Below are 26,463 nucleotides of genomic sequence, written 5' to 3' on the forward strand. Positions count from 1 at the left end.
TCTTTTCCTGTTATATCTTAGATGGGATTAAATGTTGTTAATCCAATTTCTTGCGCATAATGTAATCATCAAGAACAAATCCATAATAGGGGATATCAATTTCCTGAATTACCTCAAATCCTTGTTTCAGATAAAATTGATAGGCATTGTTCGATCGGTTAACATTTAGTTCCAAGGTCGGAAGCCCTAGTTTCTTTGCTTCCTGCGCTGCAAAATCGATCAGCAGCTTTCCGTAGCCTTTGCCCTGCGTACTAGGTAACAGATAGATCTTCTCGATCCTTAAGAGGTCTACTTTAGGGTCAACCCCAATAAAACCTACCGGTTTTCCATCCTCATATAGGAGATGAAAAGCTTTATTGTCTTGGATAGCAGTGCTCAATGCCTCCACCGAATACATCTTATCCAACATAAAGGCAATCTGTTCCTTGGAAAGGATGCTTTGATAGGTCGGATACCAGATGGCATGTGCTAATTCATGGATTAACACAGCATCTTCCTGCTTAGCTGGGATGATCTCTGTCATAGCTCTTCAGATATTATAAAATAGGATTCTTGCTGCGCAATGGAAACAAAACCATCATTTATGACAGCATAAACATGATCCCCCAATGATTTTAAGTTCTGTGTTTCGCCCAATTTTCCTTCATTATTTTCAATAAACAAATTAAAGCCTTTAGGAAGCCATTTCTCGTATTTCTTTACAAAAAGTGCTTTCCCTTTGTTGTTGATCAAATTGATGTTGAAATCGCCTAAATAAGGCATGTAATGCGCTATCTCGACGATATCTGTCAAAATATTAACGGCAAAATTGTTTTTCTCTTTTAAAAAGGAAAATAAGGGAACGATATAGCAGTCAGAATAGGGGATAAGGGAAATATGCTCTTCAAGGACATGAGCTTCCACACCTTGGTTATCTAGGACCACATCGATCTTTATTTCTCGTGCCTTTAGGGATTCGTAATGTTCGGCCAACGTAATGATGGTTGGACTCCACTCCAGAAGTTGGTTTAAATATTCATCAACCAAACAGTCAGGATTTGCGATGAACAAAGCTGGCTCTTGATTCTCTCGAACAATATGATGAGAAGACATAATTAATTGCCTAAATAACGGACTGCAATATAGGACATCAGACCAATACTGGTTTGAAGTGCAGTTTCGTCGATGTCAAAGGTTGAAGTATGTACTGCAGATTGTATTCCTTTGGCTTGATTTCCTGTGCCCAACCTATAGAAACATGCATTTGTTTCTTGAGAATAATAGGCAAAATCCTCTGCTGCCGGCCATAGATCAAGCTCAACAACATTCTCATGGCCAAGATACTCTTGGGCATACGAACGAGAAGATTCCGTAATCTGAGGTTCATTGATCAGGAATGGATATCCTTTTCTGATTTCAAAATCACAGGTAGCACCCATACCTTCTGCAATGCCAACTGCCATCTTGTGCATTTTCTCATGGGCTTCCGCTCTCCATTTTTCATCAAAGGTCCTGAAAGTACCTTCCAGATAAACCTCTTCAGGGATAACGTTTGTAGCGCCATTTCCAATGATCTTCCCCCAAGATAAAACCGAAGGGGTCCTTGGATCTGCAACACGGCTCACAATCTGTTGCATGGCCGATATGATCTGCGCCGTAATGGCGATGGGGTCAATATTCTGATGGGGTTGAGCTCCATGCCCTCCTTTACCACGAACCGTCATAAACAACTCATCGCAGGATGCCATATATTTACCGGAGCGGAAACCAACTTTCCCAACTTCGATAAAAGGCATTACATGCTGTCCAACGATCCCTTGAGGTTCGGGATTTTGCAATACCCCTTCCTTGATCATTAAGGAAGCACCTCCCGGCAGTCTTTCTTCTCCAGGTTGGAAGATAAGCTTCAGGGTTCCGCCAAATTCAGGCTTCAATTCATTCAATATCTTAGCCACCCCCAGCAAAGACGAGGTATGCACATCATGCCCACAGGCATGCATTACCCCGACATTCTTGGAGCCATACGATCTGCCTTCCACCTCAGTGATCGGAAGTGCGTCTATATCTGCTCGTAGGGCAAGGACTTTGTCCGAAGGTAAATCTCCTTTGATCAAGGCTACAACGCCAGTATTGGCCATGGATTCAAAAGGAATCTCCAGGTCTGTCAGCACTTGTTTGATAAATGCCGAGGTGTTGTATTCTTCAAAGGACAATTCAGGATTCTGATGTAGGAACCTTCTGTTGTTTACCGTGTCTTGAAAGTAAGATTGGGCTAATTCTTGAATTCTTTGTTTTGATATTGGCATGTTGATCCTCCACTATTGCCATGTCCAGACGTCCTCGACAAAGACAAATACATTATTGTATCGGCCGCGAAGCTCTCGCATATAGGCCGTTGCTGCAGAACGGCTAGTAAAGTCGCCTACTTTGACCCTGTAGTTTGGTTCTACATAATCTAGGTAAGCATTGATATCTGAATTCTGGCTTTGGAAACTACGCTGTACATTTTCAGCATCCCTGCGGCTGGAACCAGAAAAGATCTGTACCCTAAAACCACGGACCTTCACACGTGTTGCGCGTGATTTGTCAATGGTTTTAGGCTCCAGACTTACCGTCTTACTGGCGGTAGGATTTAAAGCATAGAATGAACGGAATTCTTGTAAAAGTCCGATTAAAGAATCCTTTTCAACAATTACTTTGTTCTCTTGTGCCTTTGATACTGATACGATGGCGAACAGCATCAAGAAGCTAACTATAAATCCTTTGTATTTCATTTTTTAATTAACCTTGTTTTCCGTGACAGTTTTTATACTTCAACCCAGAACCACAAGGACATTCATCATTTCTTCCAATGGCCTGATCCTTACGGATAGGTTGGGTAACTTGAGCTTCCTGCGTGTTCAGGTCCTCTTCAGATACTCCAGTTGGAGAACTTAACTCTTCTTTTGTTTCTTTAACTTTTACCTTTGGCGCTTCTGGGCGTGCTGCTTGAATGTTTTGAGGTTCTTGCTGCTGTCCAGGAATCTCGCCTTTGAACAAGAAGCTAACAATATCTTTGTTCATGCCGGCCAACATTGTCTTAAACAAGTTGTAAGCCTCCATTTTATAGATAATGATAGGGTCTTTTTGCTCGTATCGCGCGTTCTGTACAGATTGTTTCAAATCATCCATCTCACGAAGGTGCTCTTTCCATGCTTCATCAATCAAAGCTAGAACGATGCCTTTCTCAAATGATTTAAATACGTCTTTACCTTTACTTTCTACAGCTTTTTGCAAATTTGTAGCAACTTGAATGCCACGAATTCCATCTGTAAAAGGAACAATGATATTTTCTATCATACCACCACGCTCAGCAAGCACGTTTGTCAATACCGGTAAAGTCTGTTCAGCGATGTTTACAGCCTTGCGGTGGTAGTAATTGATAACTTGATCAAATAATTTGTCAACTAAATTAGGCGCTGACTCACTTGCAAATTCTTCTTGTGTAATTTCAGGATTGATTGCAAATACACGGATCACCTCGATTTGGAATTCATCATAGGAATTGTCCTCTTTTGCCTCCAATACGACATCCTCAACAACATCATAGATGGTATTGTTCAAATCTACATCTAAACGCTCACCGAACAACGCGTTCTTACGTTTGGTATAGATTACCGTACGTTGCGAGTTCATCACGTCATCGTATTCCAATAGATGCTTACGTGTACCGAAGTTGTTTTCCTCTACTTTACGTTGTGCACGCTCGATAGATTTGGTCAACATACCGTGTTGCATTACCTCGCCATCTTCAACACCCATTTTAACCATAAGGTTAGAGATACGCTCTGAAGCGAATAAACGCATCAATGGATCTTCTAGGGATACAAAGAATTGAGATGAACCTGGGTCCCCTTGACGTCCTGCACGACCTCTTAACTGACGGTCAACACGACGAGACTCATGGCGCTCTGTACCGATGATCGCTAAACCACCTGCATTGATTACCTCTTGGGTAAGCTTAATATCCGTACCACGACCTGCCATGTTGGTGGCAATGGTTACTTGGCCTGGACGTCCTGCTTCTGCAACGATGTCTGCCTCTTTTTGGTGAAGCTTCGCGTTCAACACGTTGTGTTTTACACCACGTAACTTCAACATACGGCTCAACAACTCCGAAATCTCTACAGAGGTCGTACCCACCAATACTGGTCGGCCTTGTTCTGTCAAGGTTTGGATCTCTTGTGCTACCGCATTATATTTCTCACGTGCCGTACGATAGATCAAATCTTGACGGTCATCACGTTGAATTACTTTGTTCGTTGGAATTTCAACCACATCCAATTTGTAGATTTCCCAAAGCTCTCCAGCCTCTGTTGATGCCGTACCGGTCATTCCCGATAGCTTGTGGTACATACGGAAGTAGTTCTGTAAGGTAATGGTTGCATACGTTTGGGTAGCATCCTCGACCTTTACGTTCTCTTTGGCTTCGATCGCTTGGTGTAATCCGTCAGAATAACGGCGTCCGTCCATGATACGACCGGTTTGCTCATCTACAATCTTAACCTTACCCTCATCAACGATATATTGATCGTCGATTTCAAATAGGGTATAAGCTTTTAACAATTGGTTGATGGAGTGGATACGCTCTGCTTTGATTGAGTAATCGCGCATCAACTCTTCTTTCTGTTGAGCTTTCTCTTCGATAGGAAGATCTGCTTTTTCGATTTCAGCAATCTCAGTACCTACGTCTGGAAGGATAAAGAAGTTTGGATCCTCACCTGTAGCAGTGATCAACTCAATACCTTTTTCAGTAAGTTCTACCTGATTGTTTTTCTCATCGATAACGAAGAACAGTTCCGCATCTGCCTTAGGCATATGACGGTTTTGCTCTTGCATATAGTAGTTTTCTACTTTTTGTAGGATCTGACGGTGATTTCCTTCAGATAGATATTTAATTAATGCTTTGTTCTTAGGCAAACCACGGTAAGCACGGAATAATGCCAATCCACCTTTTTCAGGATCGGTGTCATTATCTGCAATTGCTTTCTTTGCTTGGTTCAAAACCGTGTTGATATAGGCTTTTTGAGCATTTACCAACCGTTCGATCCTTGGTTTCAATTGATAGAACTCATGTTGGTCACCCATTGGAATAGGTCCAGAGATAATCAATGGCGTACGCGCATCATCGATCAATACCGAATCCACCTCATCGATCATGGCAAAGTGCAATTTGCGCTGAACCATAGATTCTTTGGTGTTCGTCATATTGTCACGCAAATAGTCAAAACCAAACTCGTTGTTTGTACCATAAACGATATCGCTCATATAAGCCTGACGACGTTGTGGTGAGTTCGGTTGGTATTTGTCGATACAGTCAACGCTCATTCCGTGGAATTCGAAGATAGGACCGTTCCATTCCGAGTCACGACGTGCCAAATAGTCGTTCACCGTTACGATGTGGATACCTTGACCCGCCAAAGCGTTCAAGTAAGTAGGCAATGTTCCTACCAAGGTTTTACCCTCACCCGTAGACATCTCAGCGATCTTTCCTTGGTGCAACACGATACCACCGATCAACTGTACGTCGTAGTGAACCATGTTCCAAGTAACTTCAGAACCCGCAGCGATCCAAGTGTTCTTCCAAATGGCTTTATCTCCTTGAATGCTAACGTTCGGTTTACGGGCAGCGATTTCTCTATCGAATTCAGATGCTGTAACCTCAATCTCTTTATTTTCTGTAAAGCGACGAGCTGTTTCCTTAACAACAGCAAAAGCTTCAGGTAATATTTCCAATAATACTTCCTCAAGCTTCTTATCGCGATCTTTTGTCAATTTGTCAATCTTGTCGTAGGTTGAAGTTTTTAGCTCCATGTCCTCCGTAGCCTCAGCCTCTTGCTTCAGACTGTTGATTTCATTGTCGATGTCTTGCAAATAGTTGCCGATTCTTTGTTTAAAATCCAAGGTCTTCCCACGTAGCTCATCATGCGTCAAAGCGGATAATTTCTCGTATTCTTCCTTGATTTTATTTACTAATGGCTGTACTCCCTTAACATCTCTTTCGGACTTACTACCAAATAACTTGCTTAAAAACTTTAACATAATTTTCTATTTCTCTATTCGCATGTACAATAATGACTCCAAATCAAATAAGCAGACATTTTGACATTAATCGGGCAAATTTAATTATTAAGGTTGATAACTAATGCTTTCCTGATTCTTTTTTATCAATTATTTTACTAAAAATATGTTTTTCCCCGTACTGGGCACTAAGTTGAGTTCCAGTGCCTTTTCAAACATCTGTCGGATGGCCTTTTTCCCCTCATCACCTAGGTTTTCGGAATACTGATTTACATAGAGTTCAATATGCTTGTACATCACCGATTCTTCCATTTCCTGGGCATGCGAACGGATGTACTCCAGGCCTGATTTCGGATGGTCAAAGCCAAACCTGACACTTTCTGAAATCAATCTGTTTACTTTCTGTTTGACCTCTTCCGGAAGAGACCTCTTGATCACGATCCCACCCAAAGGGATGGCCGAACCCGTCGTTCTCTCCCAATAGTCGCCCAGGTCCACGATTTTGTGCAGACCCTTGTCCATATAGGTAAACCTGTTTTCATGGATGATCAGCCCAATATCGATGCTACCGTCCAGTAAGGACTGCTCAATTTCTGAAAACAGCATGACCTGCTTGTTCAACAGGCCCGGAAAGGCCAAGCTCAACAAGAAGTTCGCTGTCGTAAATTTCCCGGGGATTCCCACCTTCAGCTCTTTGAATCGTTCGGGTAGATCCTGACCGGCATAACTAGCCAATTCTTTTGCCAGGGACTCATCCTTGCAGATCAACAAAGGTCCTACACCAAACCCAAGTGCAGACCCAGCATCCAAAAGCTCATAATCCTCTACCGCATAGGCAAAGGCATGGTAGCTCAGTTTAGTGATGTCCAGGTCGCCCCGGAAGGCCTTGGCATTCAAGGTTTCAACATCATGGTATTCCACGTGAAACTGTAGGCCTTCGCAATCGATCTTGTTATGGATCAAGGCATCAAATATAAAGGTATCGTTAGGACAGGGTGAAAAACCCAATGTAAGTTCCATGTTTTCTTTCAATTTTATGTGATGCTGATGTTCTTGGTCAGCACCAATAGTATCATTCCTAAAAAGGTCGCCAATACCAAACCGTTCCCCAACAGGTCCTTTTCCTTTTTATAACTGATCCAACAACCTACTAAATTGATTGCCGCAGCAATCACATATAGACCGGTCGGTTTATCGGGAAAGACCTGAGTTTGGATATTGGTGAATTTCATCGCCAAAAAGGCTATCAATGGGCAAACTAATCCCATTAGCACACCCACAAGAAGACTGTTTTTCATGTATTAACTGTCAAATGACCAAGAATTCAACTCCGGAATAACATGGTGAGCCGTCATATCAAACTGCGTCGGTACGATGGAAACATAACCATTTATGATCGCATAGGCGTCGGTATCTTCCCCGCGATCCTGCAGGTCAAATTTACCGGTCATCCAAAAATACTCTCTCTTATAGGGGTCCAAACGTTCATCAAACTCCTCAAACCACTTGGCATTCGCTTGCCTGCAGATTTTGATGCCCTTGATATCTACGTTCTTATTTGGAAAGTTCACGTTCAATAGGGAGTTTTTAGGCAGACCGTTTTTCAATACCTGCTCTGCAATGGTCTTCACCCAGGAACGGGTATGGGAAAAATCGGCATTGTGCGCGAAGTCATCCAATGAATATCCAATCGATGGGATACCCTCGATAGCCCCTTCCACAGCTGCAGACATGGTCCCTGAATACAGCACGTTGATGGAGTAGTTCAAACCATGGTTGATACCTGACACACATAAGTCTGGTTTCTTTCCTTTAAAGATCTTGTTGACGGCCAATTTGACGCAATCAACAGGAGTACCCGAACATTTATACATCTCAACCCCAGGATACAGGTCTATCTTATCCAGGCGTAAAGGCTTGCCAATCGTAATGGCATGGCCCATTCCAGACTGTGGACTGTCCGGTGCTACCACCACGACATCCCCAATTTCCTGCATAACCTCTAAAAGAACTTTTATTCCTGGCGCCGTAATTCCATCGTCATTTACGACCAATATCGTGGGTCTCTTTTTTGTCATAGTGCTAAGTTAGTAAAATATGGGTTCATTATCAGCCTCCCAAAATCATGAAGATGTTAAAGATTCAATAGGTTTCCATTAAGCCTTCCGTAAGGAATGGATACCATGCCACATTATTCTTTCTACCCATCTACATGCTGAGGCTATATATTTATCTTTTGACCTTGTTTTACCCTTATTCGAGGCAAAATTGAATTTTGAAGAGGTCTCTCGAATATGCCTCGAATAAGGTCAAGGTAATTCTGCTATAAACAGGCTGCTATCAAGCTGAAATCCAAGGCCTAGATTTTAGCCATACTCTATAATAGAAGAAGGTCGACATGATGTCGACCTTCTTCTTCCTATTTATTACATTAACCTAGTTTATTCAACCAGTCAATTACTTCTTCTCTGGATTTACCAAGCTTCTGTTGCAATTTGCCCAGTAACTCATCGTCTTTTCCTTCTTCATAGGCCAAATCATCATCTGTCCACTCGGCATATTGTTGTTTGATCTTGCCTTTCAACTCGTTCCATTTACCTTTTAAATCTAATTTATCCATTTTGATTTTCCTCCTTTGATTAATGTGATATATACGATAAACAGGAAGTTGAAAAAATGGTTTTCAAAAATTTATTTTTTTAATAAAGTGAAAGGTATTCTGCGGTTAGGATGAATATAGCCCCTTTTTGTCGATAAAATCGATGACTGCATCCGGGGTGTAAAACTTAATGGATTTCCCCTCCTTGATGGCGTTTCTCAGGAAGGTGGACGATAGTTCCATAACAGGCGTATCGGTCATGCTGATGGATGGATGGTCCTTCAATTCGCCGCCATCATAGCCGGGTCTAGGATAGACCACGATTTTATAGTCGCGAAGCAGGATATCCGCATTCTTCCATTTCAAAAGTCCCTGGAGATTGTCTTCCCCCATGATCAGGATAAATTCCTTGGTCGGATATTTTTCCGTCAAGTGGGTGAGGGTATCTATGGTATAGGAGGGTTGAGGCAATGAAAACTCGATGTCGCTGGCACGTAGTTTATCCGAACCTTCAATGGCCAAATTGACCATTTCCAGGCGATCATACATGTTACCAAGGCTCTTTTTCTCCTTAAAGGGATTCTGAGGGGATACAATGAACCATACCTCGTCCAAAGAAGTATAGTTGGCCATATAATTGGCAATAATCAAATGTCCGATATGGACAGGATTAAAGGAACCAAAGAATAATCCAACTTTACTTTTTGCCATATTATGAATTGATAAAGTCTAATACCAGTTTTTCTGCTTCTGCACAGGCTGTTTCCAGATCATTGTTATGCAGGATCACATCAAATTTATCGGCAAAGCTCAGCTCATGTTCCGCCTTTGCAAATCGTTCGTTCAATTTTTCCTGGGAATCTGTACCTCTCCCGGTCAATCTTTCTTTCAAGACTTCTAAGGAAGGAGGATTTACGAAAATAGCCAAGGCTTGGTCTGGGAACTTAGATTTCAAGCGAAGTCCTCCAACCACATCGATATCAAAGATCACGTGCTTGCCTTCGTTCCAGATACGCTCTACCTCAGATCGCAGGGTTCCGTAGAATGTTCCTGAGTAAACCTCTTCAAATTCTATGAATTCGTGTTTAGCTACCTTGTGCAAGAAGTCTTCTTTGGAAATAAAGTAGTAATCGACACCATTTACTTCAGCACCGCGGGGTTGACGGGTGCTTGCAGAGATAGAAAATGCAATCTTATCGCTATGCTTTTCCAATAATCTTCTAACGATAGTCGTTTTCCCTGCCCCCGATGGAGCAGAAAAAATAATCAGTTTTCCGCTCATGCTATAGTACGTTTAATAGTTGTTCTTTGACTTTTTCCAACTCGTCCTTCATTTTCACGACAATCTGTTGGATCTGGGCATTGTTGGCCTTTGAACCCAAGGTATTGATTTCACGGCCCATTTCCTGGGAAATAAATCCTAGTTTCTTACCATTGGAATCTTGGCTGTTCAGGGCTTCTACAAAATAATTGCAGTGGGAGCGAAGGCGAACTTTCTCTTCCGTGATATCTAGTTTCTCGATGTAAAAAACCAGTTCTTGTTCAAAACGGTTCATGTCTACATTCTCTTTGCCCACAGCTTCTTCCATATATTGGTTGATCCTTTCACGGATCAAGGGAATACGGCTTCCTTCAACAGCTTCTACTTCGGTTAGGTATGATAAAATCAAGGAAACACGGTATTCAAGATCCTTTTTAAGGACAGCGCCCTCATCAGCTCTAAAGCTGTTGAACTGTTTTACTGCAGCGTAAAAGGAATCCATCAAGACCTTGCCTTCTTCTTCGTCCACCTCATCATCATGGCTGATAACTTCAGGCATGTTCAGGGCTTGTTCAAAAAGATTGGCTTTGGTATCGCCCAATTGGAAGGCAATGTCCTGCAATTGTCTATAGTATTCTTTTAATAGATCTGCGTTGATACTTGCTGCTTTGGCAGTTTGGTCAACATATTCGGTGCTTATGTTGATATTTACCTTACCGCGTTCAATCAGTTTGCTGCATTCACCACGAAGCACCAATTCCTTGTCTGAAACAGCTTTTGGTAGGCGAAGGTTAAGTTCCAAGAACTTAGAATTTAAGGATTTGATCTCTACGGTATATTTAACGGTTCCGTTTTCAGCGGTCCCCATACCGTAACCTGTCATCGATTTTATCATATGCAAAGGTAAAAAACTTACAGAAAAGAACGAGTCTATTACCAATCATGTTTGGCGATTATCACGCATAAATAGGTTTTATAGGCGGCACCACGCTTTACGCGGGCAAAACCTATGCCTATATCCTTTAAAGATCCGTTCCATTCATCCATGCCCAAAACATGCTTCCTGTGCATAAATCCGGGCGATCCACGGCCAATGATAAAGGATTTGATGCCATCAATGGCGGTTTCGTGGTTGGCTCCGATGGACTCAAAATTATTGGTGCTTTTTTTCTTCAGCCAATCGGGATTTAAGTAATATCCTGCCTTGTTGATATGGTAATTTGGTCCGTAACCGCTTGGGTCGGTATGGTCGAAGTAATTCCTCCTCGCCATATCTTTGGCTCGCTCCTCAGCTACTTTTGCCAGTTTATCATTCCAGACCAAACGGGTCTGTTTTACATTTCTAAGATTGTTCACCCGAATTTCGCGACCATATTTCTTGGGGTTCATCCGAAAATCATTGAGGTATTGGTAAGCTTTCTTGGCTTCGCGTTTGTCGATCTTGATGTTCTGGGCAAGGATTGGCTGTGCCCAAATGATAAAAGCAAATAAAATATATCTCATAGCTGTGTTTAAGGATACAGACTTCAGAAAAAACTCAACGTTTAAACAGCTTTATTAATTTAAGCTGATTTCTTGGCTGTTTTTTCTTTTATGACCTCAATGATAGGGGGCAATAGGGAGATGCCGATGATGGCAAGCACCACGATCGAGAAATTGTTCTTGACAAATGGGATCTGCCCGAAGAAATAACCGCCCAAAAGAAACATCGTTACCCAAAGGACACCTCCAACGATATTGTATAGACCGAATTTGGAATAAGGCATCTTGACTACGCCGGCAACAAACGGGGCAAAGGTCCTGACAATGGGCACAAAACGCGCATAGATAATGGTTTTGAGGCCATATTTATTGTAAAAGCTTTGGGTTTTCTCAAGATAGGAGAGCTTGAAGATCTTGGAGTCTTTTGTAAAGACCCGCTGTCCAAAGTGTTTCCCTATTTCATAGTTGACAAAATCACCGATAATCGCTGCGGCAATCAACAGGACCAGCATGACCCAAAGACTAAGGTTTGTTTCAGGTTTTGCGATCAGGGCTCCCATGGCGAACAGGACCGAGTCACCGGGAAGGAATGGGGTAACCACCAGTCCAGTCTCTGCAAAGATGATCAGGAAAAGGATCAGGTAGGTCCAAGTCTGATATTCTTGGGTAATATCGATCAAATGCTTGTCGATATGGAGAATAAAGTCGATCAGGGTTGAAATTAATTCCATGTTTTCAAATTCGATTTTCCACTGCAAGAATTGCACCAAGCTAATTCTTTTCCTTGAATATGATCCTGAGTCTGCAATAGGGCTACTTAAAAGAAAAAGGAAGCTTACTCAGCTTCCTTTTTCTTTCCGTATTTTTCTTTGATCACCTCAATGATTGGAGGCAGTATGGACAAGATAATGATGGCGAAGACCACTAAGGTAAAGTTGTCCTTGATAATTGGAAGGCCTCCGAAGAAGTATCCAATAAACAAAAAGGAGGTTACCCATAAAATGGCTCCGATAACATTGTATGAAGCAAACTTTCCGTAGGACATTGATCCTACACCAGCTACAAATGGGGCAAAGGTCCTGACGATCGGAACAAAACGCGCGTAGATAATGGTTTTGCCACCGTATTTATCGTAGAACTTCTCTGTCTTTTCTAAATATTCTTTCTTTAGGAACTTATATTTCCCTGAAAAGGCTTTTGGTCCAATGTACTTACCGATATGGTAGTTCACCATGTCTCCTAAAATACCTGCCACCATCAACAATCCCCACATCAAAAAGACGTTCAGATCAGTTTCTGGCTTGGCGATGATTGCGCCAGTTGCAAATAGAAGGGAGTCTCCAGGTAAGAATGGAGTAACGACAAGACCAGTTTCGGCAAAAATGATCAGGAAGAGGATCAAATAGGTCCAAGTCTGATAGTTATTGACGATTTCCACCAAATGATCATCAATATGGAGGATAAAGTCAATTAGGGAATAAATTAAATCCAAAGTTTTGAGCTATTAAATATTGTTCAACATCACTGGCATCACCAACATCAAGATATCTTCGTGTTCTTCCTTGATTGCCGGTACTAATAAACCTGCACGGTTTGGTGTACTCATTTCCAGTACGACCTCTTCACAGTTTAGGTTATTAAGCATTTCTACCAAGAACTTCGCGTTGAATCCGATCTCCATGTCTTCACCTTCAAACTGACAGCTCAATCTCTCGTGTGCCTCATTGGAGAAGTCCAAATCCTCAGCAGAGATGTGCAGTTCGCTTCCTGAGATCTTTAACCTTACTTGGTGTGTAGTTTTGTTTGCAAAGATTACCACACGGCGTAGGGTGTTCAGGAATAAAGAACGGTCTACAGTCAGTTTATTAGGGTTCAAACGAGGGATTACGGCTTCGTAATCTGGATAACGCTCATCGATCAATCTACAGATCAAGTTGATGGTTCCGAATTGGAAGAATGCGTTGGTATTGTTGTACTCTATTGAAACATTCACATCATCCGAAGGAAGAGATGATTTTAATAAAGTAAGTGCTTTTTTAGGCAAGATGATCGATGTTGGTTTATCAGCTCCAACATCTGTGCGGCGATAACGGACCAATTTATGAGCATCAGTAGCCACAAAAGTAGTCGATTGCTCCGCCAATTGCACGAATACGCCTGACATGGCAGGGCGAAGTTCGTCATTGCTTACTGCAAAAATGGTTTTATTGATGGCTTCCAACAAGATCGGTGCAGAGATATTTACGGTAGAAATATTCTCTACGACAGGGATTTTTGGGAAGTCGTCCGCATTTTCACCACTAAGCTTGTATTTACCGTCTCCGGCAGAAATCTCGATAGCTAAAGTTTTGGTATCTACAGAGAATGCCACAGGCTGATCCGGAAGAGTTTTCAACGTCTCGATCAAGATTTTTGATGGCATAGCAACGCGTCCTTCTTCCTTAGCTTCAATCTGAAGGGTGGTCACCATACTGGTCTGCAAATCCGTAGCGGAGATGGTCAGGAGGTTGTCCTTGATTTCAAACAAGAAGTTTTCTAGGATTGGTAGCACCGTGCTGGAGCTGGAGGCGCCACTAATAGCTTGTAATTGTTTAAGTAATATAGATGTAGATACAATAAATCTCATTTCTTTTAGCTAATAGATTTTATTGCAATAATACAGAAAAGAATCTAATTTTTTGCAATTCAAATTCGAGTTCAGCTGCATAAACATTAAAAAGCACTGCATTAAAATTTGTACATTTGTAAGATTAGGTATGCAATTTAAAAATATCGTAGGCCATCAGGCGCTCAAACAACATCTTATTTCAACGGTAAGAGAAAATCGAGTAAGTCACGCTCAACTGTTTCTAGGTCCAGAAGGATCTGGTAGCTTAGCTTTGGCCCTTGCCTATGCCCAGTTTATCAATTGTGAACAGCCGCAAGCCGACGATAGCTGTGGGATATGCCCTTCATGCCTAAAGTACGAGAAATTGATTCACCCTGACTTACACTTTTCTTATCCTTTCTTTGCAAAAAAAGCGGATGAAACGGCAAGTACCTATATGGAAGATTGGCGTAAGGCCTTTCTGGAAAATCCATATCTGAGCTTGAGCCATTGGAGAAACCAATTGGAAGCGGAAAACAAACAGGCAAACATCAATATCGCCGAAGCGCATGATATCATCAAGAAATTAAGCCTGAAAGCTTTTGAAGCTGAATATAAGGTTTTGATCATGTGGCTGCCGGAATATCTCGATACACAGGGCAATGCTCTGTTGAAATTGATCGAAGAGCCTCCTGCGAAGACTTTGTTCTTGTTGGTTGCCGAAAATCAGGACAAGATCTTGAACACGATCATCTCCAGGACGCAATTGATGAAGGTCAATAAGCTTTCCCATGAGGAATTGATGCAGTTCCTGATCGAGCAGAAAAATATGGATCCTGTTCGTGCCAATGAGGTTGCCTTTATCGCTGATGGAAACATGCAATCTGCACTGGACCAGCTGGAAGAGTCTTCTAACGAAAACTTTGACCTTTTGATCCGTTGGTTGAGGTGTATCGTGACGGATGCAGGTTTGAACATTATTCAGATCTGTGATGAAGAAATCAGCAAATTGGGTCGGGAGAACCAAAAACTGTTCTTATTGTACAGCATAAATGTGCTCAGACAGATCGTGCTTTTAAACCAAGGGCTAGATCAATTAGTCTTTCTTAAGAATGCGGAATTGGAGTTCGTGAAAAAATTTAGCGAGATCAGCAGCTTGGAAAAGTTGCAGGTTGCTATAGAATTACTGGAAAAAACGCATTATTCTGTGGAAAGAAACGCAAATCCTAAAATATTATTTTTAGATTTATCTTTGCAGTTAGTTTTATTATTTAAATACAATACGTTCCCAGCGGGAACTCAATATATATAATTTTAGACATATGGGATGTGGCAGTTGCTCATCCGGGGGTGGTTGCGGAAGTAAATCACTAGGCACAGTACCAGCAGGTTGCAATAACAACGGTACGTGCATGACCAGCGGATGTAATAAATTGGATGTTTACGATTGGTTAGTCGATATGGACTTGCCATCTAACTATAAACCTTTTGATATTGTAGAAGTTCGTTTTAAAGGCTCAAGAAAGGAGTTTTTTGTAAATACGGACAATTTATACCTTGAAATGGGAGAAATGGTGGTTGTGGAACCTAATACTGGGGGATACGACATCGGCCACGTTTCTTTGACCGGTGAATTGGTAAGACTACAATTGAAAAAGAACAACGTTAAACCTGACGACGTTGTAAAAAAAGTATACCGAAAGGCAACAGAAAATGATGTTGCCAAGTATAATCTTGCAAAGGATCTTGAATGGGAAACCATGCACCGCGCCCGTAATTTGGCGCTGGAGCTGGGCTTGTCCATGAAGATTTCAGACGTAGATTATCAAGGTGATAAGACAAAGGCTACCTTCTACTATACAGCAGAAGGCCGTGTGGACTTCCGGGAGCTGATCAAGAGAATGGCGGAAGCTTTCCGCATTCGTATCGAGATGAGACAGATCGGAATGCGCCAGGAAGCCAGTCGTTTGGGAGGAATTGGTTCTTGTGGACGGGAGCTCTGTTGTTCAACATGGCTTACGGACTTCAAAACTGTTTCTACCTCTGCGGCGAGGTATCAGAACCTTTCCCTAAATACCTTGAAACTAGCGGGACAATGCGGTAAATTGAAATGTTGTCTGAACTATGAATTGGACAGCTATATGGATGCCTTAAAGGATATTCCAAACAATATCGATCGTATCGAAACGCATTCTGGTATGGCTTACTTGCAGAAAACAGATATCTTCAAGAAGACCATGTGGTTTTCATATCCACATGCAGAATCGTGGATTCCACTATCTGTGCAGCAGGTAAAAGAATTTGCTGAATTGAACGCACAAGGCAAGAAACCGCAAGAATTGATCGTCCCTGAAAAAGAGGAAATCATCAATGTGGCGATTCCAGACTATGAAAATGTCGTTGGACAAGATAGTTTGACCCGCCTTGACGAACGCAATAAAAAGAAAAAGAAACGCAAACCAAAACGTACTCCAGGTAAGCCTGAGAATGGACAGAAACAAAGTCCTGAACAAGGCAACCAAAAGCCAAAAGCTGAAAATAAGCCACAAAACAATGGCAACAAACAGCCTAAGCCAAAGGAAAACAATGGAAATTCGGAAGCTGGAGAAGGTCAGAAAACCAATAGGAGAAGGCCTCAGAACAAGAATAGACGTTTCAATAACAAAAACAAAGACAATAATTCTGAGGGTTAAGTACTAATCCTATGTATAGAACTGTATTCATAGCTATTGTTGCTCTTTTACTGACCTCCTGTCAGGAAGGGGCATTCTATGAAAGAAATTCCGTTATCCCTGGTCAACTCTGGGATAACGGTTTTAAACCTCAATTTGAGGTAGATGTACAGAATAAACAAGATAAGTACGATCTGTTTATCAACCTAAGGCATACCGCCTACTATCCATATTCCAATTTTTCATTTGGAATCAAACAAAAAGGTTTAGGAATCCAAGATAGCAGTGCCCACTATAATTTCAAGTTAGCGGAAGCTGATGGACGCTGGATTGGCCCTTCTGCCGGTAACTTGTACGAGCAGACCAAACTGTTGCAGGAGAATTTTACTTTTCCGGATACGGGAAAATATGTATTTTCAATCCAACAGAACATGCGTGACAATCCTTTGAGGGGAATAAACGATGTTGGAATCAAGTTAATTAAGAAATAGATATGCAGCTTTTAAGGTGGTTGTTGCTTCCCTTTACCATCCTCTATACCTTAATAATTTGGGTAAGAAACAAGTTGTATGACCTAAATATCCTCTCGTCTAGGACCTTTGACATCAAAACTATTGTGATCGGTAATTTGGCGGTAGGTGGAGCAGGAAAAAGCCCATTAACCCAAAAACTTATTGCCCATTTCAAGGACAAATATCAGCTTGCGACCCTAAGCCGGGGCTATGGCAGGAAAACCAAAGGCTTTCGGTTGGTCCAAGTGGATGACCTTGTTGAAAATGTTGGCGATGAACCTTTGCAATTCAAAAAGAACTTTCCAGATATCAGCATATCTGTGGATGAAAATAGGGCAGAAGGCATTGAAATCCTAAATAAAGACCATGACCTGGTCCTGCTTGATGATGCATATCAGCACCGTAAGGTGAAGCCAACCTCTTCTATTTTAGTCTTTGAATACCATTCCATCCTAGAGCCTATTATATTATTGCCAACGGGCCAATATCGAGATACCTTTGATCAGACCAAAAGGGCAGATCTTATCCTCATTAGCAAGTGCCCTGATTATATTCCATTTGAAAACAAATTAAAGATCCAGGAAAAGATCAGGAAACATAACAGCGGTGCAGGCATCTTTTATAGCCGTATAGGCTATAAGGAATGGATTCCTTTAAACAATACTGAATCAGACCATCCTATTTCAAGAAAGACTATCTTGCTTATCACAGGCATTGCAAACCCCAAACCGCTTGTACAGCACCTAAATAGTCAAGGAATCAAGATTGAGCATTTAAAGTTCGCAGACCATCATCAATTTGATGATTTCGATTATAAGGTAATTGCAGGACGGTTCGAAAAATTAAATGAAAGCAAGGACGCTATCCTTTTGACGACCGAAAAGGATGCGCAGCGACTGGACCTGAATAAACTGAAAGATATCCCAACGTTTTATATACCGATTGATATTGTTATCGAAAAGGAAATTGAGTTTTTTCAAGAATTAGAAAGTTCGATAGAAAATAAATCTTAAGGAACTTATCAATTATCGATAAATAAAAGCTACTTGATGTCAAGTAGCTTTTTCTTTTTTGTCACATATTGTAATATTTTTTCAATTCAACTGAAATAATTAGAATTTAACTAGAATCATGCTCCAAACATACGTAGGGCCAATATTCTTTAAATTTAATCACCCTGAGTTTGTATTATTATCTTGTTAAGAAATGTTAAAAAGTAACAAACATGATACAATCATACAATAAAAGATACTATTCGACTGTTATTTATTGTACAGAAACGGAGTAAATAATAAAGTATTAAACAAAAAAATTAAAATCATGAAAAAGTTATTTTTAGCAGTATCCGCAGTATTATTTTCACTAACTCTAACATTTGCTCAGGAAGTAAATCCAGAAGAGAAAGCAAAAGCAACTGTAACCGAATGGACACAACAGTTGAACTTGACAGAAGATCAACAGGCACAAATCTATAATGTAGTACTAGAGCACAAAAAAGCTAAATTGGCTTTAAAGGCAGACACTACAGCAGCAGCTGATGCAAAAGCTACTCAAATTGAGGCTTTGAATTCAGATCTAGACAAAAAAGTATCTGATTTGTTGACTGATGAACAAAAACCATTGTACGCTAAGATTGTAGAAGCTCGTGCAGCGAAAAAAGCTACTATGCCAGAGCCGAAACAAGTACAATAATCTAACTAATATTCATGTTTCATAAATAGAAAAGGGACTGCAGTAGCTGCAGTCCCTTTTCTGCTTTTTAAGTAGATGAAAGTAATTGGTAGAAAGTATTTAGACTATTCGGATAGTATCAAAATAAAAAAGCTTGGGATGTTCTCCCAAGCTTTTCAATTTCTTTCTTTACAATGTGTTTTTTAAGAAGCTTTTAATTTCTTTTGGATGTCTTGCACATAAGTCTTGAATTTCTTATCGGTTTCGATAAGGTCTTCAACTGTTTGGCAAGCATAGATTACGGTAGAGTGGTCACGACCGCCAAAGAAATTACCGATAGATTTCAGCGAAGATTTGGTATGGTTCTTTGCCAAATACATTGAAATCTGTCTTGCTTGTACGATTTCGCGTTTACGGACTTTGGATTTAACCATTTCAACTGGTACCTCAAAGTATTCACATACTAGTTTTTGGATGTACTCCATTGAGATTTCCTTATGGGTGTTCTTCACAAAGTTCTTTAACATCGACTTTGCTAAGTTCAGATCAATCTCTCTTTTGTTCAGAGTAGATTGCGCCAATAAAGAAACCATTGCTCCTTCTAATTCTCGGACACTGTTGTCAATCTGATTCGCCACATATTCCACTACACTTTCTGGCAGCTCAATACCATCTGAGTACATCTTTTTCTTAAGGATGGCCATCCTGGTTTCTAGATCAGGAACCTGAATATCGGCTGATAATCCCCATTTAAAGCGGCTTAACAATCTTTCTTCGAGACCAGAAAGATCCTTAGGTGCTTTATCAGATGTTAAGATGATCTGTTTGCCTGTTTGGTGCAAGTGATTAAAAATGTGGAAGAATATATCCTGTGTTTTCTCTTTTCCAGCAAAATTATGCACATCATCCATGATGATGACATCCATTGCTTGGTAAAAATTCACGAAATCATTGATGGTGTTATTCTTCAAAGAGTCAACGAACTGCTGACAGAACTTTTCACATGACACGTAGATTACCAGTTTATCTGGTAAGTTTCTTTTGATTTCATTACCGATTGCTTGAGCGAGGTGAGTTTTACCTAAACCCACATCTCCATAGACCATCAAAGGGTTGAAAGAAGTTCCTCCTGGTTTATTTGCGACAGCATATCCAGCCGAACGAGCCAAACGGTTACATTCGCCTTCGATAAAATTGTCGAACGTATAATTTTGATTTAATTGAGGATCAACTTGTAATTTCTTTAACCCCGGAATTACAAAAGGATTTTTGATGTTCTTGTTCAATGCAACAGGAACAGGAATTGATTGCTTCTTTCCCTCGGCACCATTTCCATTCGACGGAATGTTGGTGGTGTAAGGCGGGTTAGCAGATGACTTCTCTACAACGATGTTGTATTCCAGTCGGCCTTGTTCACCCAAGAATTTTTTAACTGTTTTTCTGAGAATACCTACATAATGTTCTTCCAGCCACTCATAGAAGAACAGACTTGGTACTTGAATAGTTAAAACGTTTCCTTCTAGACGTACAGCTTTAACGGGCTCGAACCATGTTTTAAAACTTTGCGTTGGTATATTATCTTTTATTACTGCAAGACAACTTTCCCAAACACTTGTACACGTTTTTTCCATTCTGAATTTGTTAATAACTTGAAAACCAATAATTGACAAAATTTCTGTTCATAACTTTTGCCTACAACGAATATGACAAAAAAAAATGAGCTAAAAAATTAAATTGACAAAAAAAAGGTAAGTAACTAAAAAACAACATTTTAATTGTAATTTTTAGCATATTTTGTCCAAAATATTAGTGCAAAATTATTTTATTAACACATATATTTTGATACCCTATTTATAGGAGTTTTTAAAGCAAAAATTAAGCAAGAAAAAATTAATGTGGAAAACTTTTAATAAAAAAGGAAGCCTGTGGGCTTCCTCTTATAGACGCTTGATTGTCTTTGAAATACCTGCTCTAATAGAGCAATTATCCTACCAAAGTTTCGGTTTTTATGCCTTTTGTTAATTTCCTAACCTGAGCCTCAATTCCAGCAGCATCATACCCACATATATGCCATAACTCTGCTTGCTCACCGTGCTCCACAATACCATCTGGGATTCCCAAACGTACCACCTGAGCTTCGTAATGATGGTCTGCCATAAACTCTAGGGTTGCAGATCCAATCCCGCCCGGCAAACAACCGTCCTCTACGGTAATCACTTTGCTATACTTTTTAAATACTTCGTGTAACAAAGCTTCATCAAGAGGTTTTGCAAACCGCATATCATAGTGTGCGGGATGGATACCATCTTCACGTAGTTTCAAGATTGCCTTACTGGCTTCATTACCAATATGGCCGAAAGATAATATAGCTATTTCTTCACCATCACAGATCTTTCTGCCTTTACCGATCGGAATTTCCTTAAACGGAAGCTTCCAATCCGGCATCACGCCATTGCCACGAGGGTAGCGGATGGTAAAGGGGCCTTGATCCGGCAATTGAGCCGTGTACATCAGGTTCCGCAGTTCCTCTTCGTTCATTGGCGAAGCCAAGACCATATTAGGAACACAGCGCATGAACGCAATATCGTAAGCACCATGGTGCGTAGGGCCGTCAGCACCCACCAAACCGGCTCTATCCAAACAGAAGACCACATTCAGCTTCTGCAAGGCTACATCGTGGATAACCTGATCGTAAGCCCTTTGCATAAAAGATGAATAGATATTACAGAAAGGAACCAAACCTTGAGCGGCAAGGCCTGCACTGAATGTAACAGCATGCTGTTCCGCAATGCCCACATCAAATGCCCTATCCGGCATTGCCTTCATCATGATGTTCATAGAAGATCCACTCGGCATAGCCGGAGTAATCCCCATGATCTTATCGTTTGTTTCCGCCAATTCCACCAATGAATGACCAAATACATCTTGGTATTTCGGTGGTTGGGGTTTCTCAGAAATAGATTTCTTGATTTCTCCGGTGATCTTGTCAAAAAGACCGGGAGCATGCCATTTTGTTTGGTCCTTTTCTGCCAATGCATAGCCTTTACCCTTTACGGTAACCACATGCAACAACTTAGGACCATTGATATGCTTCAGATCCTCGATGGTTTTCACCAATTTATTGACGTCATGTCCATCAACAGGACCAAAATATCTAAAGTTTAGGGATTCAAATAGGTTAGAGTTCTTCAACAAGGTACCTTTAATGCTCTGCTCGAGCTTTTTAGCCCAGCCATAAGCATTTGGACCCTTCTTGGAAATCTTCTCCAATACGGACACCAAATCATCCCTAAATCGATTGTAACTTTTTGAAGTGGTAATACTGGTCAGGTATTCTTTCATCGCCCCTACGTTCGGGTCAATGGACATACAGTTGTCGTTCAGAATAACCAATAGATTTGACTTTTCGATCCCAGCATGGTTCAATGCTTCAAAGGCCATGCCGCCGGTCAAGGCACCATCACCGATTACAGCAACATGCTGCCTATCGGTTTCACCCTTATATGCAGAGGCAACTGCCATTCCCAAAGCAGCAGAAATGGAAGTGGAGGAGTGTCCTACACCAAAAGCATCGTATTCACTTTCACCACGTTTAGGAAATCCAGAAAGCCCGCCTAAAATACGGTTCGTATGGAATTCTTCCCTTCTACCCGTCAGTATCTTGTGTCCATAAGCCTGATGACCGACATCAAAAATGACCTGGTCATAAGGAGTATTCAATGCATAATGCAACGCTACGGTAAGTTCCACTACACCTAAACTAGCTGCAAAATGTCCGCCGTTTACAGAAACGATATCGATGATAAACTGTCTCAGCTCTTTACAAACCTCTTCAAGTTCCGATTCCTTCAAATTTCGAAGATCAGATGGAAATTGAATTTTTTGTAATAGCGGTCCTGCTTCTACCTGCATAAATGAAAAAATTTCGAAATAAGATACAAAGTAACAATTTATTCTTTTAACTATGGAATATATATACAATTTAATCTGCTGCATTGTTTTGCTTTATTCGAATGAATTCCATCTTTTTATACAAGCAAATCCTTATTTTTGAGCATATTCTATGGACGCGACAAACTACGAGATTAAACTGGCACAGTTCGAAGGACCCTTTGACCTTTTGCTATTCTTTATTGAAAGGGATGAATTGAATATCCATGATATTCCTATCTCCAAGATCACAGATGATTTCTTGGCCTATATCCAACATATGCAGTCCCTGAACATAGAATTAGCCTCTGAATTTATCTTTGTTGCCTCGACCTTGATGCGCATCAAGGCTAAAATGCTGCTTCCACGTCCTGAACTGGATGAGAATGAAAACGAGATCGACCTGAAAAAGGAATTAGTCCAAAAGCTTGTCCTGTACAAGCAATTCAAGGAAATCTGCGAAGAGCTGAAAGATCTGGAGGACCGTAGGTCCAAATTTTATGAAAGGGGAAATACCGAAATCGACCTGAAGATAGCACGTGAAGCCAAGGCTCAGACCATAGATGAGGAACTTTCCAGCTTTGACCTATATAAACTGATGTTGGTCTACGAAAGGGTGATGTTCAATTTTTCCCATCGCGTACAGGATGTCACGCATACCGTAGTGAAATACCCCTATAGCATAGAACAACAGAAAAAAGCGATCGCTGAATTAATTGAGATCAATAAATCAATGGATTTTTCAGCATTGGCAAAGAATTCTGAAAACAAGGTACAGTTTGTCTATAATTTCTTGGCCATCTTGGAGATGTTGCAACAAAAACTACTGGATATAGAAGTAGGCCTTGGATTCAATAATTTCTGGATAGAAAAGAAGGTCTCTTAGTTCTTATTGAGCCTTTCTGCCATAAATTTCTTCACTTCATCCCTATCCTTTAGGTTCTGCAGAGACTCCAGGAGAAAGGCATACTGCTTATCAGACTCCATGTCACGGATAGCCTTTAAGGCCTTCATCCCTGCCTGCATGGCATAAATGCTCTTATCAGCAAAGGAAGCAATCAAATCATCAATTTTATCCGGTTCCAAATAGCCGTCGACCAATCCCAGTTCTATAGCCTTATCGGTCTGGAAAGGGCTTGGGTCAAAACATAATTGCAAAATCTGCTTTTCAGACTTGATCCTCTTCAAGCCAGCCATCACCTGGAAAGGAAAGATGCCCAGAGCAATTTCCGGCAACCTAAAATTCAGTTCTTTTTTCGCAAATACATAGGTACAGCCCAAGATATAGAGAAAACCTCCGGCGATGACATCGCCTTCAACGATAGCTATTGATGGCTTACTGAACTGATCAAAGATCTCGCCCAAGGAACGTTCCATATTAACGATAGCAGGATTAGGACTATCCAATTCCGGATTTTGATAGGTCTTGAGGTCCATTCCGGCACAAAATACAGGGCCATTTGCCCTTAGAACCAATACATGGACCTGATCATTGGCTTCCGCTTCCTCTAGGGCATGGGCCACCTCATTGACTGTGGTAGGGGTAAAAGCATTGCGCTTAGCTTCCCTATCCAAGGTCAAGGTAAAAACATGTTCCTTTATTTCGGTTTGAATGAATTTATAATTCATGTTTGATCAAATTTTGAAATCCCTGCATCAGTCCAGACATTGTATCAAAGTTAGCTTTATTGAACCGATCCACTAACAATTCCGAAGGAATATTTCCAACCAGCTCATCTTTGGCAAATGGACAGCCTCCATAACCTAAAACAGCTCCTTCAAAGCGTCTGCATCCCGCCGAATAAGCCGCGTCTACTTTCAATAGGGCACTCTCGATCGGCGAATGGAAATGCGCACTGAAAGGAATATCCGTAAATTCCTTTGTAATTTTATGGAACAGGTCCTTGATGCTATCTGGAGTAGCCTCAGAAGTGGTATCAGCAATAGAGAAGTTCCTTACACCAATGGCATTCAGGTTATATATCCATTCCGAAACCAGATCCATGTCCCAATGGTCACCATAAGGATTACCAAATGCCATGGATATATAGACGACCAACTCCTGTTTTTCATTTCTGCCCATGATACCCAAGATTTCCTTGACAGCTTCATAGGCCTGCGCAATACTGGCGTTGGTGTTCTTTTTCTGAAAGGTTTCCGAAATGGAGAAAGGATAACCTAAATAGTCAATTTTCTCCATTTCGGAACCTATTTCAGCACCTCTTTTATTCGCGATGATGGCCAATAGCTTTACCTGATCATCCTTTTCTAGGCCTTCCAATACAGCTTGCGTATCACTCAATTGCGGAACCGCCTTTGGCGAAACAAAGCTCCCAAAGTCTATGCAATCAAAGACCTGGCTTTTTATCAACTGATTGATATAAGCAATTTTCTTTTCAGTTGGAATCTGATAAAGGATACCTTGAATGGCATCTCGAGGGCAATCCACTAGGGTTACCTGTTCTTTATTGTACATCTTTTTTTATCTCCCTTGCAATGACCATGCGTTGGATAGAGCTTGTTCCTTCACCAATAGTACATAATTTAGCGTCCCTAAAGTACTTTTCAGCAGGAAAATCCTTGGTAAATCCATAACCACCAAGAATCTGTACAGCATCGTTTGATACCTCAACAGCCGTTTCCGAAGCATATAATTTAGCCATGGCGCCTTCTTTGGTCACTTTTTGACCATGATCTTTCAAATCACCCGCTTGTCTGATCAATAGTTCAGAAGCAGTAATTTTCGTAGCCATATCCGCTAAATTAAAACCAACCGCTTGAAAATCAAAAATTTTAGTCTGGAATTGTTCCCTTTCATTGGCATATTTCAATGCACATTCATAGGCACCTCTCGCTATTCCCAAGGATAGGGCGGCAATTGATATCCTACCTCCATCCAATAATTTCAGGGCCTGCACAAAACCATCACCTATTTCACCGATCAATTGATCCTTATGGATGCGGCAATTATCGAAAAATAAAGAACCTGTTTCAGAGGCACGCATTCCCAATTTATCCATCTTCGCTCCAGCGGAAAAACCTTCCATTCCTTTTTCTACGATAAAAGCAGAAATTCCTTTTTTATCGCCCTTTTCACCCGTCCTAGCCATAACTACAGCTACATCACCAGAAATGGCATGGGTAATAAAGGTTTTATCTCCGTTTAAGATGAAATAATCTCCGTCTTGTACCGCTGTGGTATTCATGCCCCCAGCATCAGAACCAGAGCCCGGCTCTGTCAATCCCCATGCGCCAATCCATTCTGCCTTAGCCAGTTTCGGAAGGTATTTTCTTTTCTGCTCTTCATTGGCAAAACTTAGGATATGATTGGTACACAATGAATTATGGGCAGCCACCGATAGACCAATAGAACCACATACTTTTGAAATCTCATCTAAAATGGTAATATATTCTTGGTAGTTCAGTCCAGATCCACCATATTCTTCAGGAACCAAGATGCCCATGAAACCATGATCACCTAAATTTTTGAATAGTTCAACAGGGAAAATTTGAGCCTCATCCCACTTCATCACATGAGGTTTTATATAGGCATTTGCAAAATTACGGGCACTCTCTCTAACTAGTGTCAATTCTTCTTTAGAACCGAGGTTATACATAATATTATTTTAATTAAGTTTATATTTGGGTTACAAATGTTTCTTACAAATATTATAAAAAACAAATAATATTTTATGATATTTATAATAATT

At 40.9% G+C, this 26,463-nt stretch carries 27 protein-coding genes; 6 read left to right on the forward strand and 21 right to left on the reverse strand.

The window, feature by feature from the left end; translation table 11 throughout:
* Window positions 1-37 precede the first annotated feature (37 nt).
* The 16 genes from ACWICE_RS03745 to dnaN form a co-directional block, all read right to left on the reverse strand.
* A complete protein-coding gene (locus ACWICE_RS03745) occupies window positions 38-523 on the reverse strand; it encodes a GNAT family N-acetyltransferase (protein ID WP_454297683.1) in 486 nt (161 codons plus the stop codon).
* Window positions 520-1,092 carry a hypothetical protein gene (locus tag ACWICE_RS03750; RefSeq protein WP_454297684.1) on the reverse strand — a complete coding sequence of 191 codons (573 nt, stop codon included), beginning with the start codon at window positions 1,090-1,092 and terminating at the stop codon, window positions 520-522. The genes ACWICE_RS03745 and ACWICE_RS03750 overlap by 4 nt, the downstream gene beginning before the upstream one ends.
* A gap of 2 nt (window positions 1,093-1,094) precedes the next feature.
* On the reverse strand, window positions 1,095-2,285 hold the full coding sequence (locus tag ACWICE_RS03755) for a M20 metallopeptidase family protein (protein WP_454297685.1): 1,191 nt from the start codon (window positions 2,283-2,285) through the stop codon (window positions 1,095-1,097).
* 12 nt (window positions 2,286-2,297) lie between these two features.
* Window positions 2,298-2,753: an SPOR domain-containing protein gene (locus ACWICE_RS03760; RefSeq protein WP_185212773.1), complete on the reverse strand. Its 456-nt coding sequence runs from the start codon at window positions 2,751-2,753 to the stop codon at window positions 2,298-2,300.
* A 7-nt stretch (window positions 2,754-2,760) separates the two neighbouring features.
* A complete protein-coding gene (gene secA, locus ACWICE_RS03765) occupies window positions 2,761-6,060 on the reverse strand; it encodes a preprotein translocase subunit SecA (protein ID WP_185212772.1) in 3,300 nt (1,099 codons plus the stop codon).
* A gap of 129 nt (window positions 6,061-6,189) precedes the next feature.
* Window positions 6,190-7,059, reverse strand: coding sequence for a menaquinone biosynthesis family protein (locus tag ACWICE_RS03770; RefSeq protein WP_454297686.1), 870 nt, complete (start codon window positions 7,057-7,059; stop codon window positions 6,190-6,192).
* 14 nt (window positions 7,060-7,073) lie between these two features.
* A complete protein-coding gene (locus ACWICE_RS03775; protein WP_185212770.1) occupies window positions 7,074-7,337 on the reverse strand; it encodes a hypothetical protein in 264 nt (87 codons plus the stop codon).
* A gap of 3 nt (window positions 7,338-7,340) precedes the next feature.
* Window positions 7,341-8,117, reverse strand: coding sequence for a 5'/3'-nucleotidase SurE (surE, locus tag ACWICE_RS03780; RefSeq protein WP_185212769.1), 777 nt, complete (start codon window positions 8,115-8,117; stop codon window positions 7,341-7,343).
* 353 nt (window positions 8,118-8,470) lie between these two features.
* Window positions 8,471-8,659: a CsbD family protein gene (locus tag ACWICE_RS03785; RefSeq protein ID WP_093099980.1), complete on the reverse strand. Its 189-nt coding sequence runs from the start codon at window positions 8,657-8,659 to the stop codon at window positions 8,471-8,473.
* Window positions 8,660-8,764: 105 nt separating this feature from the next.
* The gene (nadD, locus tag ACWICE_RS03790; protein ID WP_185212768.1) at window positions 8,765-9,349 is read right to left on the reverse strand and encodes a nicotinate (nicotinamide) nucleotide adenylyltransferase; all 585 of its coding nucleotides are present in this window, start codon (window positions 9,347-9,349) and stop codon (window positions 8,765-8,767) included.
* A gap of 1 nt (window position 9,350) precedes the next feature.
* Window positions 9,351-9,920: a guanylate kinase gene (gmk, locus tag ACWICE_RS03795; RefSeq protein WP_254526747.1), complete on the reverse strand. Its 570-nt coding sequence runs from the start codon at window positions 9,918-9,920 to the stop codon at window positions 9,351-9,353.
* 1 nt (window position 9,921) lies between these two features.
* Window positions 9,922-10,794, reverse strand: coding sequence for a YicC/YloC family endoribonuclease (locus ACWICE_RS03800; protein WP_185212766.1), 873 nt, complete (start codon window positions 10,792-10,794; stop codon window positions 9,922-9,924).
* A gap of 38 nt (window positions 10,795-10,832) precedes the next feature.
* A complete protein-coding gene (locus ACWICE_RS03805; RefSeq protein WP_313261391.1) occupies window positions 10,833-11,402 on the reverse strand; it encodes a CAP domain-containing protein in 570 nt (189 codons plus the stop codon).
* A 59-nt stretch (window positions 11,403-11,461) separates the two neighbouring features.
* Window positions 11,462-12,112 (reverse strand): DedA family protein, encoded by a 651-nt coding sequence (locus ACWICE_RS03810; RefSeq protein ID WP_185212764.1) that lies wholly within the window; start codon window positions 12,110-12,112, stop codon window positions 11,462-11,464.
* Between the two features lie 104 nt (window positions 12,113-12,216).
* Window positions 12,217-12,873 (reverse strand): DedA family protein, encoded by a 657-nt coding sequence (locus ACWICE_RS03815; RefSeq protein WP_185212763.1) that lies wholly within the window; start codon window positions 12,871-12,873, stop codon window positions 12,217-12,219.
* Window positions 12,874-12,885: 12 nt separating this feature from the next.
* Window positions 12,886-14,007, reverse strand: coding sequence for a DNA polymerase III subunit beta (gene dnaN / locus ACWICE_RS03820; RefSeq protein ID WP_185212762.1), 1,122 nt, complete (start codon window positions 14,005-14,007; stop codon window positions 12,886-12,888).
* A 130-nt stretch (window positions 14,008-14,137) separates the two neighbouring features.
* Between dnaN and ACWICE_RS03825 the strand changes: the two genes are divergently transcribed.
* The 5 genes from ACWICE_RS03825 (at window position 14,138) to ACWICE_RS03845 (ending at window position 18,844) form a co-directional block, all read left to right on the forward strand.
* Window positions 14,138-15,280, forward strand: coding sequence for a DNA polymerase III subunit (locus tag ACWICE_RS03825; protein WP_185212761.1), 1,143 nt, complete (start codon window positions 14,138-14,140; stop codon window positions 15,278-15,280).
* 10 nt (window positions 15,281-15,290) lie between these two features.
* A complete protein-coding gene (locus tag ACWICE_RS03830) occupies window positions 15,291-16,661 on the forward strand; it encodes a PSP1 domain-containing protein (protein WP_185212760.1) in 1,371 nt (456 codons plus the stop codon).
* 11 nt (window positions 16,662-16,672) lie between these two features.
* Window positions 16,673-17,131: a gliding motility lipoprotein GldH gene (locus tag ACWICE_RS03835; RefSeq protein ID WP_454297687.1), complete on the forward strand. Its 459-nt coding sequence runs from the start codon at window positions 16,673-16,675 to the stop codon at window positions 17,129-17,131.
* A gap of 2 nt (window positions 17,132-17,133) precedes the next feature.
* Window positions 17,134-18,165: a tetraacyldisaccharide 4'-kinase gene (gene lpxK / locus ACWICE_RS03840; RefSeq protein WP_454297688.1), complete on the forward strand. Its 1,032-nt coding sequence runs from the start codon at window positions 17,134-17,136 to the stop codon at window positions 18,163-18,165.
* 307 nt (window positions 18,166-18,472) lie between these two features.
* A complete protein-coding gene (locus tag ACWICE_RS03845) occupies window positions 18,473-18,844 on the forward strand; it encodes a hypothetical protein (RefSeq protein ID WP_093099957.1) in 372 nt (123 codons plus the stop codon).
* 182 nt (window positions 18,845-19,026) lie between these two features.
* Here ACWICE_RS03845 and dnaA read toward each other — a convergent pair whose 3' ends face one another.
* Together dnaA and dxs are read right to left on the reverse strand one after the other, a co-directional pair.
* The gene (gene dnaA, locus ACWICE_RS03850; protein ID WP_093099955.1) at window positions 19,027-20,454 is read right to left on the reverse strand and encodes a chromosomal replication initiator protein DnaA; all 1,428 of its coding nucleotides are present in this window, start codon (window positions 20,452-20,454) and stop codon (window positions 19,027-19,029) included.
* A 352-nt stretch (window positions 20,455-20,806) separates the two neighbouring features.
* On the reverse strand, window positions 20,807-22,735 hold the full coding sequence (dxs, locus tag ACWICE_RS03855; RefSeq protein WP_454297689.1) for a 1-deoxy-D-xylulose-5-phosphate synthase: 1,929 nt from the start codon (window positions 22,733-22,735) through the stop codon (window positions 20,807-20,809).
* 151 nt (window positions 22,736-22,886) lie between these two features.
* Here dxs and ACWICE_RS03860 point away from each other — a divergent pair, with 151 nt between their 5' ends.
* The gene (locus tag ACWICE_RS03860; protein WP_185218592.1) at window positions 22,887-23,639 is read left to right on the forward strand and encodes a segregation and condensation protein A; all 753 of its coding nucleotides are present in this window, start codon (window positions 22,887-22,889) and stop codon (window positions 23,637-23,639) included.
* Here ACWICE_RS03860 and ACWICE_RS03865 read toward each other — a convergent pair.
* Genes ACWICE_RS03865 through ACWICE_RS03875 form a run of 3 tightly spaced genes read right to left on the reverse strand, consistent with a single transcriptional unit; the run spans window position 23,636 to window position 26,370 of the window.
* On the reverse strand, window positions 23,636-24,382 hold the full coding sequence (locus ACWICE_RS03865) for an enoyl-CoA hydratase/isomerase family protein (protein ID WP_454297690.1): 747 nt from the start codon (window positions 24,380-24,382) through the stop codon (window positions 23,636-23,638). The genes ACWICE_RS03860 and ACWICE_RS03865 overlap by 4 nt on opposite strands.
* A complete protein-coding gene (locus tag ACWICE_RS03870) occupies window positions 24,372-25,229 on the reverse strand; it encodes a beta/alpha barrel domain-containing protein (protein WP_185212754.1) in 858 nt (285 codons plus the stop codon). Before ACWICE_RS03870 ends, ACWICE_RS03865 begins: the two co-directional genes overlap by 11 nt.
* On the reverse strand, window positions 25,219-26,370 hold the full coding sequence (locus tag ACWICE_RS03875; RefSeq protein ID WP_185212753.1) for an acyl-CoA dehydrogenase family protein: 1,152 nt from the start codon (window positions 26,368-26,370) through the stop codon (window positions 25,219-25,221). Before ACWICE_RS03875 ends, ACWICE_RS03870 begins: the two co-directional genes overlap by 11 nt.
* Window positions 26,371-26,463: the final 93 nt, after the last annotated feature.

The organism is Sphingobacterium sp. NPDC055346 (genome assembly GCF_053645235.1).